The following is an 18026-nucleotide window of genomic DNA, read 5'->3' on the forward strand; positions in this document are numbered from 1 at the left end:
AGGCATTGTTGGTGCGACGGGCCACCCCCCAAGTCCCCCCAAACCCCTCGGCCCGTCCTACTCCCAAGCCGACCGCAAGGTCGGCTTTTTCTTTGCCCTTTAGACAAGCTGCAGGAGGCCCGAAGCCCACAGCTTCACCCGAAATGCCCGGTCGAAGCCAGGTTGCCGACAAGCAGCGCCGCCAGATCGCTCGCCGGAGCATCGGCGCCGGCGCGCAGCCGGATCGCGAACTCAGCCATCGGGACCGGCGGCAGGCCAAGCTCGCGCGGTGCTTCGACAATGCCGGAATGGGCAAAGCGCGGGGTTCGCAAGGTCAGCGCAACGCCGGCATTCACCGCCGTGCGCAGGCCGGCCAGGCTGGCGCTGCCGGCGGCGATGCGGTAGCGGCGGCCGGCGGCATCGAGCGCTGCGAGTGCGGCCTCGCGAAACCCGCAATAGGGATCAAGCAGCGCCAGCGGCAGCTCTTCCTGTCGCGAGGCCAGTCCCTTCTGCGAACACAGCCATATCATCGGCTCGCGCAGGACGCCGACCTCATCAGGTGCGGCGGCCTGGCGCATGACGATCGCCAGATCCAGGCTGCCGGCCTGCAGCGCCTGCGCCAGCTCAGTGGAGCGGCCGACCCGCAATTCGATCCTGACGCGCGGATGGCTGGTGGCGAAGGCACGCAGCAGGTCAGGCAGGCCACTGTCGGCGAAATCCTGTGTCGTGCCGATGGCAACATGCCCGGCGGCTCGCACCCCCTTCAGCGCCAGCCACGCCTCGCGATGCACGGCGAGAATGCGCCTGGCATGACCGACAAGGTCCTCGCCGGCTGGTGTCAGCCCACGACCCCGCCCCTGTGGCGCCAAAAGCGGCTCGCCGACGATCTCCTCCAGCCGCTGCATCTGGGCAGTCACCGCCGAAGGCGAACGGCCGACAGTTGAAGCTGCCTGCGCCAGCGAGCCGCTGTCGACGAAAGCGAGGAAGGTTTTGAGCAGATCCGGATCGAGCGTTTCCATAATTCGATATTATCGAATCTTAAATTGAAAACAATTCGATTTTTTTGATTCAAGGGTGGTGGCATTGTCTCTCCAACGGCGATCGCGCCGCTAGAAACCAAGGAGAAAAAAAATGCCCATCATCAACATCAGCGTCACCGGCAAGCCCGACGCCGCCCTTTCCGCCCGCATAGCCAAGGAAATCACTGAGATCACCGCCACGCAGTTGCGCAAGGATCCGACGATCACCGCAGTTGCGGTATCCTATATCGATCCGCAGCACTGGTTCGCCGGCGGGAAGTCACTGGCCGACCATGGCGCCAACACGTTCTGGCTTGATATCAAGGTGGTCGACGGCACCAACACCAAGCTCGAGCTTGAAGCCTATCTCAAGGCGCTCTTCGATGCCTTCGGCCGCCTGCTGGGCGGCGTGCACGAGGAAAGCTATGCCTTTGTGCATGAAGTGCCGGCAGCCGCCTACGGCTATGGCGGCAAGACGCAGGAGTTCCGATTCATCAGCGGGCGGTTGAAGGCGTCATGAGGGTCTTGTTCCTTCTCCTTCCGGAGGGAGGAGGAAAGCCCGCCCTCTTCCTACATTGACCTTGGGCCTACTTCCGCTACCCTCTGCCTCCGAAGCGGCCGCAGAGCCGCGATGACAAAAATCGTTGGGAGAGATGCGGCATGATCCTGACACTGGCGCTGCTTGCGGGTCTTGTTGTGGCCTGGCTGATGATCGGCGTGGCGGAAAAGTTTCGCCTCGGCCTGCGTTTCACCCAGGCGCTGCTCTATGTGCCGTTCAAGCTCGCCTACCGGATCAGCGACCATCGCATCAGGATCGCGCGCAAGGCGCAGGCGCCGGTCATCTACGTGATCTCGCACCAGTCGCGCTTCGAACCGGCGCTGATGCTTTCGCTGCTGCCGGACGACACGCTGCACATACTCGACGAGGTCTCGGCACGGTCACCATGGCTGGAGCCCTGGCGTGAGCTTGGCCGCACCATTGCCTTCAATGCCGAACATCTTTTCGTCAGCCGCAGGCTGGTTCGCGTGCTGAAGGGCAAGGGGCGGCTGGCCGTCTATCTGCCGGATGCGGTCGAGCCCGACATCAAGACGTTTCGGCTGTTTCGCGCCGTCACCCGCATTGCCATGCAGGCGGACGCCCGCATCGTGCCGATCTTCATTACCGGCGCGCGCAGCCTGCCTGTTTCGCTGACGCCGGCGGACAAGGCGCCACGGCACTGGTTTCCCCAGCTGTCCATCAGCGTGCTGGAGCCGATGACCATCGCCGAACTGGTGGCGCGCAATCCGGACCAGGCCTCCAACACCAATGCGCTGTTCGACCGCGTCGCCGAGGCGCGGCTTTTCGGCACCGATCTCGATCGTGGCCTGTTCCTGGCCATGCGCGATGCGGCGGCCAGGGTCGGCGCCTCGCATCCAATCATCGAAGATGTCATTTCGGGCGCGCTGAGCTACCGCAAGATGTTCATCGGCGCGCGCGTGCTGGGCAAGCGCTTCGAAGCGGTGACGGCACCGGGCGAAGCGGTGGGGGTGATGCTGCCCAACGCTAATGGCGTCGTGCTGTCGTTGGTCGGCCTTCTCTCGGCGGGACGGGTGGCGGCCATGATCAACTATACGGCCGGACCGGCGAGCGTTACTGCCGCCGTGCGCACGGCCGTCATCCGCACCGTCATCTCTTCGCGCGCTTTCGTCGAGAAGGCCGATCTCGCCGATATCGTTGCGGCGGTCGAAAAGGGCGGCGCCAAACTGCTGTGGCTGGAAGATATTCGCGCCAGCGTCACCACGCTCGACAAGCTTGCCGCCGCTCTGCTGTGGCGCTGGCCGCTGCAGCGGCAGGATGCGGCCAAGCCGGGGGTGATCCTGTTCACGTCGGGTTCGGAAGGCACGCCGAAGGCGGTTGTCCTGTCGCAAAAGAACCTTCTCGCCAACGCCATGCAGGCCGAAGCGCGCATCACCATCTCGCCGGCCGATATCCTGCTCAACGTGTTGCCGGTGTTCCATTCCTTCGGCCTGACGGGCGGCACCATCCTGCCGCTGGTCACCGGGGTAAAACTGTTCCTCTACCCCTCGCCGCTCCACTACAAGATCATCCCCGAGATCGCACGCAAGGTGAAGCCGACCATCATGTTCGGCACCGACACGTTCCTCGCCAACTATGCCCGCACCGCCAAGGATGGCGATTTCTCCAGCCTGCGCTTCGTCGTCGCCGGCGCCGAGGCGGTGAAGCCTGAAACCCGCCGCGTCTATCGCGAGCGTTTCCAGGCCGAGATCATCGAAGGTTTCGGGTTGACCGAGGCCGCACCCGTGGTTGCCGTCAACACCGCTATCCACGGCCGCGACGGCACCGTCGGGCGGTTGTTGCCGGCGATGCGCATGAAGCTGGAACCGGTCGAGGGCATTTCCGACGCCGGCCAGCTGTGGCTCGACGGGCCGAATTTGATGATGGGCTATATGACCGCGGATCGCCCCGGTGAGTTGCAGCCGCTGACCGGCTGGCACGACACCGGCGACATCGTCGCCGTCGACCGCGAAGGCTTCATCAGCATTCGCGGCCGCGCCAAGCGCTTTGCCAAGATCGCCGGCGAGATGGTGTCGTTGGGCGCGGTCGAGATGCTGGTGCAATCGCTATGGCCGGAAGAGCGCCATGCCGCGGTTGCGGTACCGGACAAGCGGCGCGGCGAGCGCATCGTGCTGGTCACCACCGCCGACGATGCCAACCCCGACGAATTGCGCAAGTTCGGCAAACAAGCAGGTGCGGCCGAATTGATGGTGCCTAACGACATCGTCAAGGTGGAAGAAATCCCGGTGCTCGGTTCCGGCAAGACCGACTATGTTTCGACGAGAAAGCTGGCGATCGACAGGCTGGGGCTGGGCGTCGCGGCCTGAGTCAGATCAAGGGCTTCGGCGGACCTTTTAACCTATGTCCGAAGCTAACCTATGTCGGAAGGCGGCACCTTCTCGCCCTCGAGCTTGGCGCGCTTGGAGTAGGCGCGCACGGAAAACGGCAGGAAGATCAGATAGCCAGCGACCGACGCCGTCAGCGTGTACCAGGGATAGGTCATCAGCAACAGGATGTAGAGCACCGCGGCCAGAATGACCGGCAGCACCCTGTCGCCCGGGATCTTGATGCTCTTGCCGGAATAGACCGGCAGCCGGCTGACCAGCAGGAAGGCGACCAGTATGGTGAAGCCGGTGGCGACGAAGGCTGCCGGGCGGCTGGGCTCAACCCCGAACCGCAGGAAATAGAGATAGAGAGGCAGCATCACCAGAACGGCGCCCGCCGGCGCCGGCACGCCGACGAAGTATTCGGACTGCCAAAGCGGCCGTTCGGCCTTCTCGTCGTCGAGCACGTTGAAGCGGGCAAGCCTCAACCCGCAGGCAATGGCGAACAGGAGCGCCGCGATCCAGCCCGGCGAGCCGGCACGGTCGAGCAGGAAGGCATAGAGCACCAGAGCGGGTGCCACACCGAAATTGACGATGTCGGCCAGCGAATCCATCTGCGCGCCGAATTTGGACGTCGCCTTCAGCATCCGCGCCAGGCGGCCGTCGATACCGTCGAGGAAGGCCGCCAGCAGCACCATCACCACCGCCGGCTCAAAACGGCCTTCGAAGCCGAAACGGATGCCGGACAGGCCGGCGCAGATGGCAAGCACGGTGACCAGATTGGGCAGCACCATGCGCATCGGGATCTCGCGGATGCGCGGACCGCCGCTGGCGTGGGCCTCGAACTTTTTGTACTGCGTGCCCACCGCTCAGGAAATCCGTACGAGGGGCGTGCCGGCGACGCCACCGAATTCGGCGAGCACGGTTTCACCGCCGACCGCCGTCTGGCCAACAGCAACGCGCGGCGTTGCAGTCAAAGGCAGGAAGACGTCGACGCGCGAGCCGAAACGGATCAGGCCGAAACGCTCGCCAGTGCCGATCGAAGCGCCGGCTTCCGCCCAGCAGACGATGCGGCGGGCCACCAGGCCGGCGATCTGGACGGCGGCCACGGTGCCGTTGGGGCTCTCGATGACCATGCCGTTGCGTTCATTTTCGGTGCTGGCCTTGTCGAGTTCGGCATTGAGGAATTTTCCCGGCCGATGTTCGATCCTGGCGATGCGGCCGCGCACGGGGGCACGGTTCACATGGCAGGAAAAGACATTCATGAACACCGAGATGCGGGTCATTTCGACATTGCCGAGGCCAAGCTCGCGCGGCGGCAGGGCCGGACCGACCGCCGAGATGATGCCGTCGGCGGGGCTCACCACCAGGCGGTCGTCGACGGGCGTGACACGCTCGGGATCGCGGAAGAAATAGACGCACCAGGCGGTCAGGATCAGGCCGATCCAGAACAGGACCGAGGAGAAATAGCCGAGGAAAAGCGTTGCCGCGCCAAAGGCCGCGATGAAGGGATAGCCTTCGCGATGGATCGGTACGAACGCGTTCTTGACCGTATCGACAAGGCTCATCGGGCTGGGGCTGGCTCCGTTTCAAGTCCGGCCTCAATAGCCGAAAGCCCCCTTCGCCGCAACGCAACAATCGGGCGTGCGGGCGAAGGGGCAAGGGCCTGCCGTGTCCAGGCAGCCGGACGCTCCGCGTTTCGTGAAGTCGCGGCCGGCTTGCGCGCCCATGACATTGCCGTCAGAATTCCGGAATGGGCGGGAAACAGACCTGATGAAAAGCCGGAAATTCACGGTCCGCGTTCTCTATCCTGGGCTGATATTTGCCATGGTGTCCGCAATGTTCGGCCATGCGCAGGCGCAGACCAAGCCATCCTTCGACTGCGCCAAGGCGGCCAGCGTGGCGGAAAAGGCCATTTGCGCCGACCCTGCTCTGGCGCAGGCCGACGCCGATGTGGAGAAGAACTATGCGGCATTGCTGAAGATGCTTGATCCTCATGCAGGCAAGGCCTTGCGGAACGACCAGAGCGATTTCATCGGATATCGCGACCAGATCGCCGGCTTCAACGAGAACACGCCCAAGGATCAGCAGACTTTCGATCTCGGCGAGTTCCTGCGCGACCGCGCGACCTTCCTGGCCGGCATCCGCAAGCCGGCGGACACCGGCTTCATCGGCACATGGAGCAGCGTCGGCGGCTCGGTCGAGATCAAGGCGGCAGGCGCCGGCAAGCTCGACATATCGGAAGATGTCGCCAATCCTGTCTCCGGCGGCGGTGAGTGCGATATCAGTGGTACGGTCAAGGCCGGCAAGAGCTTGCGGCTGGTCGACACAGACGACAACGACAAGCCGACCGGGTTCGTTTTCACCTTCCGCCGTGACGGCGATGCACTTGTCGTCGAGCAAAGCGGCACTGGCAAGGATGGCAATTCGGAACCGCCCTCATGCGGCGCCAACGGCCATGTCGATGGCACGTTCTTCCTTGGCGAAAAGCAGAAAAACTAGTGTCGGAATATCGCCTCCTCGCCCGTCCTTGGTGAGAAGTCCCTCATCGAGCCGCAAGGGTCGATGGCGCGTGCAATGGAGGCTCCGATCATGCAGACATCATCCGGCAACAAACCTGTTATCGTCACGGACGGTCTCGCCTTCGGCGAATCGCCACGCTGGCATGACGGACGCCTGTGGGTTTGCAATTGGGGCACCGGCGAGATTGTCGCCATCGATGCCGACGGCAAATGCGAGATCGTGCTCACCGTGCCGGCCGTCCTGCCCTACTCCATCGACTGGCTGCCCGACGGACGGATGCTCGTCGTCTCAGGCCGGGAAGGGTTGTTGTTGCGGCAAGAGGCCGATGGCAGGTTCCTCACCCATGCCGATTTGCGCGGCCTGTCGAAAAGTCCGTGGAACGAGATCGTCGTCGATGGGCGCGGCAACATCTATGTCAATGGCGGCGGGCCGGTGCCGGCTCTTGGTCAGCATTTCGGCCCGGGCACCATCGTTCTGATCACGCCGGATGGCGCGATCCGACAGGTGGCGGAGCATATAGCCTTCGCCAACGGCATGGCGGTGACCCCGGACAACAAGGTGCTGATCATTGCCGAATCGCACGCCAACCGGCTGACCGCTTTCGACATCGCAGGCGACGGCACCCTGTCCAACCGGCGCGTCTGGGCCGATCTCGACGGCTACCCCGACGGCATCTGCCTCGATGCTCAAGGAGCGGTCTGGTACGCGGATGTTCCCAACAAGCACTGCGCGCGGCTGCGCGAAGGCGGTGAGGTTTTGCAGACCGTCACCGTCGATCGCGGCTGCTTTGCCTGCATGCTTGGCGGCGCGGACAGGAGGACGCTGTTCATCACTGCCGCCGAATGGCGCGGCTTCGAGCATATGGTCAGCGATATCAGAACCGGCCAGGTGCTCAGTGTGGAAGCGCCGGCACCTGGCATTGGCTGGCCGTAGGCTACACCCCGGGAATCCGCTGGTAGTTGGCGATGTCGGCCCGAACGCCGAGCCGGGCGAGCGTCTCCTGCGGGTTGAAGGCAACCCTTTCCTGCGCCGCCTTGACGATCGGCACGACCTTGTCGACGGCGGCCTGGTTCTCCCATTCGACGATCGTCACCAGATTGAATTCACCTGGCCCCGAAAATTGCTCGAGCAGGAAATCCTGCACGAAACCCTGCTGCTGGCGCAGCAATTCGTGTGTCGTCCTGACCTTGGCCAGGATCTCCTCGCGGGCGGCGGCCGGGACCACGAACTTGTCCACCCTGAACACGCTACCGCCATTAATAGTCTGATTTAGATCGCTCATTTCAGTTCTTCCGTTCCTGGATAGTGGTGTTTGCGGGCTCCAGGAAACGGCGTACAATCTCAACTTAACTTGAGGTCAAGCAGGATTCTCGATTGATTTCTGGAAAGGCTCAGACAGCGGCGCCTACTCCGAAAGAAACTGGAGATGACTGCGGGACGGCGCCCCCTCTGCCCTGCCGGGCATCTCCCCCCCAAGGGGGGAGATTGCTCCTCCACCGACTACGACAGCTCCGACGTGCGCCGGCGAACGACGACGCCGAGTTCGTCGCCTTCGCGGGCGAGGCGCAGCCGCTCCTCGGCCTCGGTCGCCTCGCGCTGGCGGTCCCACATCGAGGCGTAGAGGCCATGCTTTCGCATCAGTTCGATATGGGTGCCGCGCTCGGCGATCTGGCCGTCCTTGAGCACGATAATCTCGTCGGCCGAGATCACCGTCGACAGGCGATGGGCAATGACAATGGTGGTGCGGCCCTTGCTGACGAGGTCGAGCGCTGCTTGGATCTCCTGCTCGGTGTGGCTGTCCAGCGCCGAGGTCGCTTCATCGAGCATCAGGATCGGCGGCGCCTTCAGGATGGTGCGGGCAATCGCGACGCGCTGCTTCTCGCCACCCGAAAGTTTTAGGCCACGCTCGCCGACCATCGACTTGTAACCTTCGGGCAGCTTCTCGATGAACGGCCCGATCTGGGCGAGTTCGGCGGCCTTGTGCACCTCCTCCTCACTGGCGCCGACCCGGCCATAGCGGATGTTGTAGGCTATGGTGTCGTTGAACAACACGGTGTCCTGCGGCACCATGCCGAGCGCCGCGCGCAGGCTGTCCTGGGTAACATCCCTGACGTCCTGGCCGTCGATCAGCACCTGGCCGCCCTGCACGTCGTAGAAGCGGAACAAGAGACGCGAAATGGTCGACTTGCCGGCGCCCGAGGGTCCGACGATGGCGACGGTCTTGCCGGCCGGCACCTCGAAGCTGACGCCTTTGAGGATTTTTCGGTTCGGATCGTAGGAAAAATGCACATCGCGGAACTCGACCTTGCCGGCACCAACGACCAGAGCCTTTGCATCGGGCTTGTCGGTGATCTCCTGCGGCACGTCGAGCAGGTCGAACATGTGCTCGATGTCGGTCAGGCCCTGGCGGATTTCACGGTAAATGAAGCCGATGAAGTTGAGCGGCACGGACAACTGAATCAGCATGGCGTTGATGAAAACGAAATCGCCAACCGTCTGCGTGTGGGCCTGCACCTCCAGCGCCGACATGCACATGACGACGACGGTGCCGAGGCCGAAGATGATGCCCTGGCCAAAATTCAGCCAGCCGAGCGAAGTCCAGGTCTTGGTGGCGGCAATCTCGTAGCGCGCCATCGAGCGGTCGAAGCGCTCGGCTTCCATGGCTTCGTTGGTGAAATATTTGACTGTCTCGAAATTGAGCAGCGAGTCGATCGCCTTGGTGTTGGCGTCGGTGTCGCTGTCGTTCATGTCGCGGCGGATCGAGATGCGCCAGTCGCTGGCCCTGACCGTGAACCAGACATAAAGACAGACGGTGGCTGCGACGACGGCCACGTATTTCCAGCCATAGGTGAAGCCGAATATGCCAGCGGTCAGCGCGAATTCGAGGATGGTCGGCGCCGTGTTCAGCATGATGAAGCGTACGATCGTCTCGATGCCCTTGGTGCCGCGCTCGATGATGCGCGACAGGCCGCCGGTGCGACGCTCAAGATGGAAGCGCAGCGACAATTGATGCATGTGGACGAAAGTGCGGAAGGCGAGCTGGCGCACCGCATGCTGACCGACGCGAGCAAACAGCGCGTCGCGTAGCTGGTTGAAGCCGAGCTGGACGAGCCTCAGCACGTTGTAGGCAATGACCAGCATGACCGGGGCAAGCATGAAAGACGGCAGCGGCGGCGGCACCCTGGAGCCTCCGGCCAGCGCATCAGTGGCCCATTTGAAGAAATAGGGACCGGCGACCAGGGTCAGCTTGGCGACGACCAGAAGTAGCGTCGCCCAGGTGACGCGTGCCCTGAGATCAGCACGGTCGGCCGGCCACATATAAGGCCAGAGGTTGCGCAATGTCGTGAGAGTTGAGGTTTCGGCGGAGACGGTTTTTTCGACCACTTTTCTTGCCTTTTGGGTGAGAGGGTCAGCGGCCGGAGCAGCAGGAATTGACGAGGGCGTTCAGCGATGCCGATATTTCGGCAAGTGCCGCGCGGTCGACCGCGTAGCGGGAACGCTGGCGGTCGGGCTCGAAGCGGACCAGGCCGGCCTCGACCAGTATCTTCAGGTGCTGTGAGACCGTCGACTGCGCCAGATCGAAACGGTCGACGACCTCGCGGCAGCAGCATGAATTGCTGGCCGAGAGGTGCTTGATGATTTCGATACGCGCCGGATGCGAAAGCGCGGCCAGCCGGGCGGCGATTGCACGGCTGTCGGGCGCGCTCGAAATGGCGTTGGGTCCGTGGGTTTCGAAGGGAATGTCGATCATCGTCCATCGGCGATAACCGATGGTTGGCACCACCGCAAGCTACTCTTCTGGGCAGAGATAGCGGCTAACGCCGCGAGATGGATTTCTCGATCCCCGGTATGCCGGCAATCTGTTCAGCCAGAAAGTCCAGCAGGAGGCGGACCCTTGCAACGCCCGCGCGCTCCGGGACAATCAGCATGTTCAACGCGACGGACGGCAGCGAATAATCATCCAGTATCGTCTCAAGCTGGCCCGCTGCCAAAAGATCATCGACGAGCCATCGATGAGCCGGTGCGATCCCTCGACCCGCGACCAGGGCTGCGCGCGCGGCCAGTCCATGGTCGACACGCAATCGCCCCGCGAATGGAACCATATGGCGTTCGCCGCCGGCGGCCTGCAAGGCAAGAGTTTCACTGCCCGCCACATTCGACATCCTTATACCCTCATGTCCGGACAGGTCGGACGGCACCACCGGCCGGCCTCTAACCGCCAGATAGTCTGGCGATGCCACGAGCAGGCGCCGCGACAGGCCGAGGGCACGCAGCCTCAATGAGCTGTCCGTAAGCGGCCCCAGGCGAAGTGCGATATCGACACCCTCCCGGACGAGATCCACGCGTTCGTCGGTAAGGCTGAGGTCGATTCCAATATCGGGATATCGCTCCTGAAAGGCGAAGAGCAGCCGGCTGGTGTGCAGAACCCCGAAAGCGGCGGTGCAGGATATGCGGACGGTGCCAGTCGGTGCACCAAGCGCGCCGCGCACTTCGTCGCTGGCCTGTTCGACAAGACGCAGGATCTGGATGCTGTTTGCATAGTAGCGGCTGCCCTCATCGGTCAGCGTGACCCGCCGGGTGGTCCGGCTGAGCAAAGGCACTCCCACTGCCTCCTCGAGCTCCTGCAAATGCCTCGTGACTGTCGATTGCCCGATGCCGAGTTCGCCGGCAACCGATGACAGATTGCCCCGCTCCGCGACACGAACGAAAGTCCGCATGCGTTCGAAGGTGATATCCGATTTATCCATTATTTGGCACAATCATATGCATTGCCGATACATAGCGGATTACCGCGATATTGCCTACCTGACTGACAGGTTTTCAACCCCTGGAGTCACCTGCATGAAAATCCTGCTTGTCTTCGCTCATCCTGAATCGCGCTCACTCAACGCAGCGCTCCGAGACGTCGCCGTCCAAGAACTCGAAGCACAAGGCCACGAAGTGCGGGTGACGGACCTTTACGCCCAGGGTTGGAAATCAGTGGTCGACCGGGCCGATTTTCCTGTTCTGGACTCAGACGCGCGGCTGAAGCCTGCCGCCGCGTCGAAAAAATCGTTCGAGGCCGACGCACTGACAGAGGACGTCAAGGCCGAGATCGCAAACCTGATGTGGGCGGATACGTTGATCCTCCAGTTCCCGCTGTGGTGGTTTGCCATGCCGGCGATCCTCAAGGGCTGGGTCGACAGGGTCTTCGCTTACGGCTTCGCCTACGGTGTCGGTGAACACAGCGACAAGCGGTGGGGCGACCGCTACGGGGAAGGAACGCTGGTCGGCAAGCGCGCAATGCTCATCGTGACGGCCGGTGGCTGGAAAGAGCACTATGCGCCGCGTGGCATCAACGGAGAGATCGACGACCTGCTGTTCCCGATCAATCACGGGATCCTCTACTACCCCGGCTACGACGTGCTGCCGCCGTTCGTCGTCTACAGCGTCGATCGCTTCCGTGAAGCCGACTTCGAGCCGACTGCCGAACGCCTGCGCGAGAGGATGAGGACGCTCCCTATCACCCAGCCTATCCCCTATCGCCGGCAGAATGGCGGCGACTATTTGATCCCGATCATGAACCTGCGCCCTGAGCTGGGCGATCAGAACATGACCGGGTTCAAACTTCACCTGAGCGGTCCAACGAGCTAGCGCACTCGACCGTTCGATAGCCTTGGCTATTCCGTCTTGGTCGGCGTGGTCGTCGCCTGTTCGCCCATGGCCTTGAGGTCGGCGGCTTCGCCTTCCTTCGACTTTTCCGGGACCTTGAACACTTGCCCTGGCCAGATGCGGTCAGGGTCGCTGATCTGGTCCTGGTTGGCCAGGTAGATGGTGGAATAGCGCACGCCGTGACCATAGACGCGCCGCGAAATCCGCCACAGCGTGTCGTGACGGCGGATGATGACTGCGCCGTCGGAATGTTCGAGCTTGGGTGACACCACCTCGGGCACATCGCTTGGCGGTGTTGCGGCCGCCACGACGGCCGGAACCTCGGTGGCGGGAGCTGCTGGTGCGGCTGGTGCCGTCTCGGCCGGAGCGGCGGCAACGGCTGGAGCCGGCACTGGTACCACGGTGGCCGGCGCGGCTGGAGCCGGCGCGGGCGCAGCCGGAGCAGCAGCGACAACAGCGGGCGCCGATGGCGCTGGAGCGGCAGGCGCCTCGGCAGCGGCAGGTGCGGATGGTTTCGTTTCAGCCGGTTTTGCTTCGGCAGGCTTCGTCTCTGCAGGTCTGTTGTCGGCGGGCGCCACGGCGGCGACCGCTTCGCCCGGCTCGCGCTCGAACGGCACGGCGGCGCGGGCTACGACCTTCACGCCGTCGGCATCGAGGCCGTCAACATGGATGGTGTAGCTGCCGACCGGAATGTCGCGCGTCGCCTCGACCAGGAAATGACCGTCCGGCGATGTCTGCGCATCACCGAGCAGGATGTCATTGGCATAGGCACGCACCTTGCGGCCCGGATCGGCAAGGCCGGCGACAAAGATCTTGTTGCCATCGATCTCGACCGCCTCGACGACGATCTTGGGTTCGGCCACCGCCGCGGCGGGCGGCGTTGCCGGTGCCGTCGGGGCTGGCGCCGCCGCGACGGCGGCTGGCGCTGGTGTCGTTGCAGCCGGCGCCGCTGGTGCCGGAGCGGCTGGCGCCGGGGCAGCCGGAGCGGCAGCCTGGTCACCAGTGGCCGGAGCGGCTGGTTTGGTCTCAGGCGCCGGAACCGTGAGCAGTTCGGCCGGCTTGCCCGGCTCCTCGACCATGGCCAGCACCTGGCCGGCGGCATCCTTGGGAACCGAAACCACGGCGGTCTGCGCGGAGGCGGTCACAACCGTGCCGGCGGTCGCGCGCAGCGCAATTGTATAGTCGCCCGGCTTCAGCGGATCGTCGAGCACGATGACAAAGGCACCATCGGGTCCCGCCACTGTCGAACCCAGCACGGTGGTGCCGTTGAGGATCTCGACCTTGGAATTGGGTGCCGCATTGCCGGCAACCACGATGGAGCCGTTGGCCTCGACGCGCACGACATCGAACGTCGGCGCGATCGGGCCTGATGTGGCGGGCGCGGTCGGTGCCGCCGCATCGGTCGCGGGTGCGGCCGGTGCTTTGGCTTCGGTTGCTGGTGCAGCCGGCGCTGGAGCCGTCGTTGCCGGGGCGGCCGGGGCCGTCGCCTGGGGAGCCGTAGCGGGCGCGGCAGGTACTGCCGGCGCCGGCAATCGCCCTTCCGTGCCGGGATCCGCCGGTTTCGGCGCCTCGGGCGGCGTCAAGGCCGCTATCTGCGCCGGCGGCGTTGGATGAAGATACGGGTCGAGTGCGCCCGATACATAGGCGGCTCCTGCCACCGCGACGGTCCCACCCGCCGCGAACAGAAACCCCTTCAATGGATTAATTGCCATATTCCCACCCCTTAGCCACCTAATGCCGGTCTAGCGTGTTTTGCCAAAGCCGACAAGAAAAAGCCCGGCTTGTTAACCCCTTGGGCTTGACCTCGGTCGTGAACTCATAAATCTGGTTCACGACCCTTAACTGCTAACCTCATTATCGATCAGTTGCATGAACACGATTCGATCCGTCTGCGTCTATTGCGGCTCGTCACCGGGCCGCGATGAAATCTATGTAAAGGCCGGACATCTGCTTGGGCGCTCGATTGCCAAAGCAGGCCTGCGGCTGGTCTATGGCGGCGGCACCAAAGGCATCATGGGCGCCGTCGCCGAAGGCACACTCAAGGCCGGCGGCAAGGTCACCGGCATCATTCCCCGCTTCCTGATCAACAAGGAAGCAACAGAAACCGCGCTTGACCGGCTCGATGAACTCCTCATCACCGACAACATGCACGAGCGCAAACACAAGATGTTCGAGAAATCCGACGCCTTTGTGGCGCTGCCTGGCGGCATCGGCACAGTCGAGGAGATCGTCGAGATCATGACCTGGGGCCAACTCGGTCATCACCGCAAGCCGATCGTCTTCGGCAATGTCAACGGATTCTGGGACCCGATGCTGTCGTTGCTTGATCACATGGCGGCAGAGGGCTTCATCCACACTGCAAAACGCGTTCAGCCACTGGTGATCAACGATCCGGAAGCAATCGTCCCGGCCATCATGGTGGCAGGCGCTTCCGTTGATGCGCCGACCGAAGGCGTGCAGTCGGTAATCGATAAAATGTAGGGAATAGGGCTTGCCTACTGCCCTACTGCCCTACTGCCCTACTGCCCTACTGCCCTACTGCCCTACTGCCCTACTGCCCTACCGCCCTACCGCCCTACTGCCCTACTGCCCTACTGCCCTCCGCAAATCCCCGATCACCGCCCGCCGATCCTGCCGCCGCCAGGCCAGATGAATCGAAACCGTGCGGTCGAACCATGGCAGGTCGCGAAACACGATCCGCGGCGGAGCGGCGGCACGCAGGCTGGATTGCACCGTTGCCAGGCCAAGGCCGGCGCTGACCAGGCCGAGCGAAGTCAGCGGATCGGCTGTTTCATAGGCGATGTCGGGCAGAAAGCCGGCCTTGGCGCAAGCGGCAAGGAATTGGCCGCGATTGGTGTCGTCAGGCTGGCGCACCACGGTGATCCAGGTGCGGCCATCGAGGTGCCCCGGCCCGATGTCTGACATCTCGACAAGCGGATCATCTTCGGGGATCGCCAGCACCAGCGGCTCGCGCCGCACCAACATGCTTTCGATGTCCGGATCGTCGGCTGGGGCCGGAGCGTAGACGAAGCCGAGATCGAGCACACGCTGCCGCAAATCCTCGAACTGCGCCGCCGTGCGACTGCTCCTGAGCTGAAGATGGAAATCGGGCCGCTCGCGGCGAAATTGCCTGAGCATGTCCGCAACCAGCCCGGCATGCACGGCGCCTTCGACATAGCCAATGGCGAGACGGCCGAGCGCGCCGCTAGCCAGGTTGCGACCGAACTCCTCCACACGTCGCGCATTGGCGAGCAGCGCTCGGGCTTCGCTGAGGAAGGCGCGCCCCTCGGCATTGAGATGAACCCGTTGCTTGGTCCGTTCGAACAGGGCGACACCCAGTTGCTCCTCAAGCTGCATGATCTGCCGGCTGAGCGGCGATTGCGAGATATGCAGGATTTCGGCGGCGCGGCCGACATTGCCGGTTTCGGCGACGGTGACGAAATATCTGATCTGGCGCAGGTCGAACATTTTTCTCCGAAGCTCTAAGCCCTGATAGGTCTCAACTTTAGCCTAATCAGTCTTGGACAGTCTGACCAGCCAAAAGCAATAATCGGCCATCCCAACCCAGAGGAGACCGACATGCAGTTCTTTGCCCTTCTTACCCGCAACACCGCAAAGTTCAGCGATGCTGACTTCGCACCGCTCCTGCCTGGCGAGGCCGAGCAGCGGCGCACGCTCTATGCCGAAGGCGCTGTGCGCCAGGTCTGGAACCGCGGCGACATTCCGGGCAGCGGCATGATGTTGGAGGCGGCCGACGACGCCGAAGTGCGCGGCCATCTCGCCACTTTGCCGCTGATCAAGGCCGGCATGATGGACATCGCCGCGATCGTGCCGCTCAACCCCTATCCGGGCTTTGGGCCGAAGCGCTGAATTGCCTCAATCGCGAGCGGTGACGGCGCAGGCGCGCCGTCACCACTCGTACTGGTCGACACAGTGTGATCGACCGTCAAGAAACTGTCACACGAAACCGGCTTCTCGCATGCTAAAACCTGGCAGTTGAGCCGCTGGCGCGGTTCGTTGCTTGGACCATCTGGAGAAGCGACAATGAATATCGCCCTCCCCGCCGAAGGTACCGACCTTTCGCCCTATTTGCCCGATGAACACGGGCTGTTCTTCATCTACCATTTCACCGCCGACGGCTCCCGCACCAAGGACCCCGCGCAGGCGCATTGGACCTGGCGCAGCTACCAGATCACCGATCTCCACGCCCGCCAGGAAATCGCTGCCGAGCAGGCTCTGCCGGCGCCGGCGCGCGATGCATTCCTCGCCCCCAGCCGTGGCTGCCACATCGACTATGAGGACGGCTGGCTCTATGGCGATCTGCCTGATCTCAAGCACGACTTTTCGGAAGCGCGCGGGCTCGTCCATTTCCGCTTCGCCTTCAACGACACGATGCTGATCGGCGCCCGCAAGCAGCCGCTGGAATCGGTCGACGCCGTCCGCAAGGTGGTGGAAAACGGGTCACGGAAATTCCGCTCGCCGTCGGACCTGATCGAGGCGGTCATGGGCCAGTCGCTTGACGGCATGGCGACCGAACTCGGCAAACTCGGCGACACGCTCGACGGCATCGAGGACCGCGTCGTGCGCGATGCATGGCACAATGAGCGGCAAGCGCTGGTCGAGGCGCGCCGGCAGCTGGTGGTGATCCACCGGCAGATGGCGACGATCACCAACCTGTTCCGGCATCTCGACCATTCGCATCGCGACGAATTGCCTGACCCGATCAACGACATGGCGGCCCGGCTCTCGCACCGGGCGCAGACGCTCTACCATGATGGCGAGCAGCTGCAGGCGCGCACGAGGCTTTTGCAGGACGAGCTGATGGCCAAGCTGACGATGCAGTCGAACCAGTTGCTCTATGTTCTCTCGGTGATGACAGCGGTGCTGCTGCCGATGACCATTATCTCCGGCCTGTTCGGCATGAATGTCGGCGGACTGCCGCTGGTCGACACACCAGCGGGCTTCTGGGTGGTGACGGCGGTGTCGGTGGTTATCGCTCTGGCCACCTACCTGTTCGTCAGGCGGCTCGGCCGCGGGTTGTAGCGGCGGCCCGGCGGGCTGTGACCAGCATCGACCAGGAATAGATCGCGAGCGCCGCCCAGATGAGGGCAAAGGCGACGGCCTGCGTGGTGCCGAACGGCTCATCAAACACCAGCACGGCGATGAGGAACACCATGGTCGGCGCGATGTATTGCATGATGCCGATGGTGGAGAGGCGCAAAAGCTTGGCGCCGAAGGCAAAGAGCAGAAGCGGTATCGATGTGATTGGACCGCAGCCAATCAGCAGCGCCGTATCGGTGCCGCTGCTTGACACGATGTGGTCCTGTCCGGTCGCGATCAGGTAGACGATGTAACCGAGCGCCGGCACCGATAGCAGCAAGACTTCCACAAGGAAGCCCTGGCTTGGGCCGATGGGCAGCGTCTTGCGGAAGAAGCCATAGGCGGCGAACGAAAAGGCCAGCGCCAGCGAAACCCAGGGCAGCTTGCCGCCCTCGATGGTCAGCACAGTCACCGCCACCGCCGCCAACACCACCGCCGCGATCTGCAAACGGTTGAGCCGCTCGCCAAGCAACAGCGCACCGACCACAACGACCACCAGCGGGTTGATGTAATAGCCGAGCGCGGTCTCGACGGTGCGGTCGACGGCGATCGCCCAGACGTAGATGCCCCAGTTAACCGAGATGAGCGCGGCCGTCAGCGCGGCCATGGCGATGGTGCGGGGCGAGCGAATTGCGGCCTTGAAATCCGCTGTGCGGCCGGCCCAGACCAGAACCACTGCCGCGATCGGCACGGACCAGACGATGCGGTGAGCAATCACCTCGGCAAGCGGCAAATGAGCCACGGCCTTCATGTAGAAGGGCAGCAATCCCCACAAGAAATAGGCACCCAGCGCCAGCAGGAAGCCACGGCGGGCTTGTGAATCTGCGTCGAGCGTAATTGCTTCAGTGGCCATGGGCCAACGCTATGGCCCAG

Annotated in this window: 18 protein-coding genes; 8 read left to right on the forward strand and 10 right to left on the reverse strand. The window is 63.5% G+C overall.

The genetic code is table 11. The annotated features are described in order from the left end of the window. Positions 1-134 precede the first annotated feature (134 nt). The gene (locus A3A9_RS0104155; protein ID WP_027057642.1) at positions 135-998 is read right to left on the reverse strand and encodes a LysR substrate-binding domain-containing protein; all 864 of its coding nucleotides are present in this window, start codon (positions 996-998) and stop codon (positions 135-137) included. A 112-nt stretch (positions 999-1110) separates the two neighbouring features. Between A3A9_RS0104155 and A3A9_RS0104160 the strand changes: the two genes are divergently transcribed. Beyond that, positions 1111-1518 (forward strand): tautomerase family protein, encoded by a 408-nt coding sequence (locus A3A9_RS0104160; RefSeq protein ID WP_027057643.1) that lies wholly within the window; start codon positions 1111-1113, stop codon positions 1516-1518. Positions 1519-1658: 140 nt separating this feature from the next. After that, positions 1659-3881, forward strand: a complete 2223-nt coding sequence (locus A3A9_RS0104165) for an AMP-binding protein (RefSeq protein WP_027057644.1) — start codon at positions 1659-1661, stop codon at positions 3879-3881. 44 nt (positions 3882-3925) lie between these two features. On the opposite strand, the gene A3A9_RS0104170 is transcribed toward A3A9_RS0104165, so the two are convergent. Together A3A9_RS0104170 and A3A9_RS0104175 are read right to left on the reverse strand one after the other, a co-directional pair. Next, a complete protein-coding gene (locus A3A9_RS0104170) occupies positions 3926-4744 on the reverse strand; it encodes a CDP-alcohol phosphatidyltransferase family protein (RefSeq protein WP_027034464.1) in 819 nt (272 codons plus the stop codon). 3 nt (positions 4745-4747) lie between these two features. After that, complete coding sequence (locus A3A9_RS0104175) at positions 4748-5446, reverse strand: phosphatidylserine decarboxylase (RefSeq protein WP_027057645.1); 699 nt, start codon at positions 5444-5446, stop codon at positions 4748-4750. A 205-nt stretch (positions 5447-5651) separates the two neighbouring features. Here A3A9_RS0104175 and A3A9_RS0104180 point away from each other — a divergent pair, with 205 nt between their 5' ends. Both A3A9_RS0104180 and A3A9_RS0104185 read left to right on the forward strand, forming a co-directional pair. Continuing rightward, positions 5652-6380, forward strand: a complete 729-nt coding sequence (locus A3A9_RS0104180; protein ID WP_027057646.1) for a lysozyme inhibitor LprI family protein — start codon at positions 5652-5654, stop codon at positions 6378-6380. A gap of 90 nt (positions 6381-6470) precedes the next feature. Beyond that, positions 6471-7334, forward strand: a complete 864-nt coding sequence (locus A3A9_RS0104185) for an SMP-30/gluconolactonase/LRE family protein (RefSeq protein WP_027057647.1) — start codon at positions 6471-6473, stop codon at positions 7332-7334. A 1-nt stretch (position 7335) separates the two neighbouring features. Here the strand turns inward: A3A9_RS0104185 and A3A9_RS0104190 are convergent, their stop codons facing one another. The 4 genes from A3A9_RS0104190 to A3A9_RS0104205 all read right to left on the reverse strand — a co-directional run bounded on the left by A3A9_RS0104190 (position 7336) and on the right by A3A9_RS0104205 (position 11149). Beyond that, the gene (locus tag A3A9_RS0104190; protein WP_027057648.1) at positions 7336-7683 is read right to left on the reverse strand and encodes an antibiotic biosynthesis monooxygenase; all 348 of its coding nucleotides are present in this window, start codon (positions 7681-7683) and stop codon (positions 7336-7338) included. A gap of 218 nt (positions 7684-7901) precedes the next feature. Then, entirely contained in the window at positions 7902-9785 is a 1884-nt protein-coding gene (locus tag A3A9_RS0104195; RefSeq protein ID WP_027057649.1) for an ABCB family ABC transporter ATP-binding protein/permease, read from the reverse strand. Positions 9786-9810: 25 nt separating this feature from the next. Next, positions 9811-10152 (reverse strand): ArsR/SmtB family transcription factor, encoded by a 342-nt coding sequence (locus tag A3A9_RS0104200; RefSeq protein ID WP_027034458.1) that lies wholly within the window; start codon positions 10150-10152, stop codon positions 9811-9813. 64 nt (positions 10153-10216) lie between these two features. Further along, on the reverse strand, positions 10217-11149 hold the full coding sequence (locus tag A3A9_RS0104205) for a LysR family transcriptional regulator (RefSeq protein WP_027057650.1): 933 nt from the start codon (positions 11147-11149) through the stop codon (positions 10217-10219). A gap of 94 nt (positions 11150-11243) precedes the next feature. Here A3A9_RS0104205 and A3A9_RS0104210 point away from each other — a divergent pair, with 94 nt between their 5' ends. After that, positions 11244-12035 (forward strand): NAD(P)H-dependent oxidoreductase, encoded by a 792-nt coding sequence (locus A3A9_RS0104210; RefSeq protein WP_027057651.1) that lies wholly within the window; start codon positions 11244-11246, stop codon positions 12033-12035. A gap of 26 nt (positions 12036-12061) precedes the next feature. Here the strand turns inward: A3A9_RS0104210 and A3A9_RS0104215 are convergent, their stop codons facing one another. After that, complete coding sequence (locus A3A9_RS0104215; RefSeq protein ID WP_027057652.1) at positions 12062-13765, reverse strand: LysM peptidoglycan-binding domain-containing protein; 1704 nt, start codon at positions 13763-13765, stop codon at positions 12062-12064. A 157-nt stretch (positions 13766-13922) separates the two neighbouring features. Here A3A9_RS0104215 and A3A9_RS0104220 point away from each other — a divergent pair, with 157 nt between their 5' ends. Beyond that, positions 13923-14534, forward strand: a complete 612-nt coding sequence (locus A3A9_RS0104220; protein WP_027057653.1) for a TIGR00730 family Rossman fold protein — start codon at positions 13923-13925, stop codon at positions 14532-14534. Positions 14535-14636: 102 nt separating this feature from the next. Here A3A9_RS0104220 and A3A9_RS0104225 read toward each other — a convergent pair whose 3' ends face one another. After that, positions 14637-15521 (reverse strand): LysR substrate-binding domain-containing protein, encoded by an 885-nt coding sequence (locus tag A3A9_RS0104225; protein WP_027057654.1) that lies wholly within the window; start codon positions 15519-15521, stop codon positions 14637-14639. 111 nt (positions 15522-15632) lie between these two features. Here A3A9_RS0104225 and A3A9_RS0104230 point away from each other — a divergent pair, with 111 nt between their 5' ends. Both A3A9_RS0104230 and A3A9_RS0104235 read left to right on the forward strand, forming a co-directional pair. Next, positions 15633-15923: a muconolactone Delta-isomerase family protein gene (locus tag A3A9_RS0104230; RefSeq protein ID WP_027057655.1), complete on the forward strand. Its 291-nt coding sequence runs from the start codon at positions 15633-15635 to the stop codon at positions 15921-15923. 174 nt (positions 15924-16097) lie between these two features. Further along, a complete protein-coding gene (locus tag A3A9_RS0104235) occupies positions 16098-17096 on the forward strand; it encodes a transporter (RefSeq protein WP_027057656.1) in 999 nt (332 codons plus the stop codon). Here the strand turns inward: A3A9_RS0104235 and rarD are convergent. Further along, positions 17071-18006, reverse strand: coding sequence for an EamA family transporter RarD (gene rarD / locus A3A9_RS0104240; protein ID WP_027057657.1), 936 nt, complete (start codon positions 18004-18006; stop codon positions 17071-17073). The genes A3A9_RS0104235 and rarD overlap by 26 nt on opposite strands. Between the last annotated feature and the right edge of the window lie 20 nt (positions 18007-18026).

The organism is Mesorhizobium loti CJ3sym (assembly GCF_000472785.1).
Lineage (GTDB): Bacteria > Pseudomonadota > Alphaproteobacteria > Rhizobiales > Rhizobiaceae > Mesorhizobium > Mesorhizobium loti_E.

Coding starts and splice junctions, on each gene's coding strand:
- A3A9_RS0104225 (WP_027057654.1), bottom strand. CDS start 15,521: ATGTTCGACCTGCGCCAGATCAGATATTTCGTCACCGTCGCCGAAACC.
- A3A9_RS0104220 (WP_027057653.1), top strand. CDS start 13,923: ATGAACACGATTCGATCCGTCTGCGTCTATTGCGGCTCGTCACCGGGC.
- A3A9_RS0104210 (WP_027057651.1), top strand. CDS start 11,244: ATGAAAATCCTGCTTGTCTTCGCTCATCCTGAATCGCGCTCACTCAAC.
- A3A9_RS0104205 (WP_027057650.1), bottom strand. CDS start 11,149: ATGGATAAATCGGATATCACCTTCGAACGCATGCGGACTTTCGTTCGT.
- A3A9_RS0104165 (WP_027057644.1), top strand. CDS start 1,659: ATGATCCTGACACTGGCGCTGCTTGCGGGTCTTGTTGTGGCCTGGCTG.
- A3A9_RS0104230 (WP_027057655.1), top strand. CDS start 15,633: ATGCAGTTCTTTGCCCTTCTTACCCGCAACACCGCAAAGTTCAGCGAT.
- A3A9_RS0104180 (WP_027057646.1), top strand. CDS start 5,652: ATGAAAAGCCGGAAATTCACGGTCCGCGTTCTCTATCCTGGGCTGATA.
- A3A9_RS0104235 (WP_027057656.1), top strand. CDS start 16,098: ATGAATATCGCCCTCCCCGCCGAAGGTACCGACCTTTCGCCCTATTTG.
- rarD (WP_027057657.1), bottom strand. CDS start 18,006: ATGGCCACTGAAGCAATTACGCTCGACGCAGATTCACAAGCCCGCCGT.
- A3A9_RS0104155 (WP_027057642.1), bottom strand. CDS start 998: ATGGAAACGCTCGATCCGGATCTGCTCAAAACCTTCCTCGCTTTCGTC.
- A3A9_RS0104200 (WP_027034458.1), bottom strand. CDS start 10,152: ATGATCGACATTCCCTTCGAAACCCACGGACCCAACGCCATTTCGAGC.
- A3A9_RS0104175 (WP_027057645.1), bottom strand. CDS start 5,446: ATGAGCCTTGTCGATACGGTCAAGAACGCGTTCGTACCGATCCATCGC.
- A3A9_RS0104160 (WP_027057643.1), top strand. CDS start 1,111: ATGCCCATCATCAACATCAGCGTCACCGGCAAGCCCGACGCCGCCCTT.
- A3A9_RS0104215 (WP_027057652.1), bottom strand. CDS start 13,765: ATGGCAATTAATCCATTGAAGGGGTTTCTGTTCGCGGCGGGTGGGACC.
- A3A9_RS0104190 (WP_027057648.1), bottom strand. CDS start 7,683: ATGAGCGATCTAAATCAGACTATTAATGGCGGTAGCGTGTTCAGGGTG.
- A3A9_RS0104185 (WP_027057647.1), top strand. CDS start 6,471: ATGCAGACATCATCCGGCAACAAACCTGTTATCGTCACGGACGGTCTC.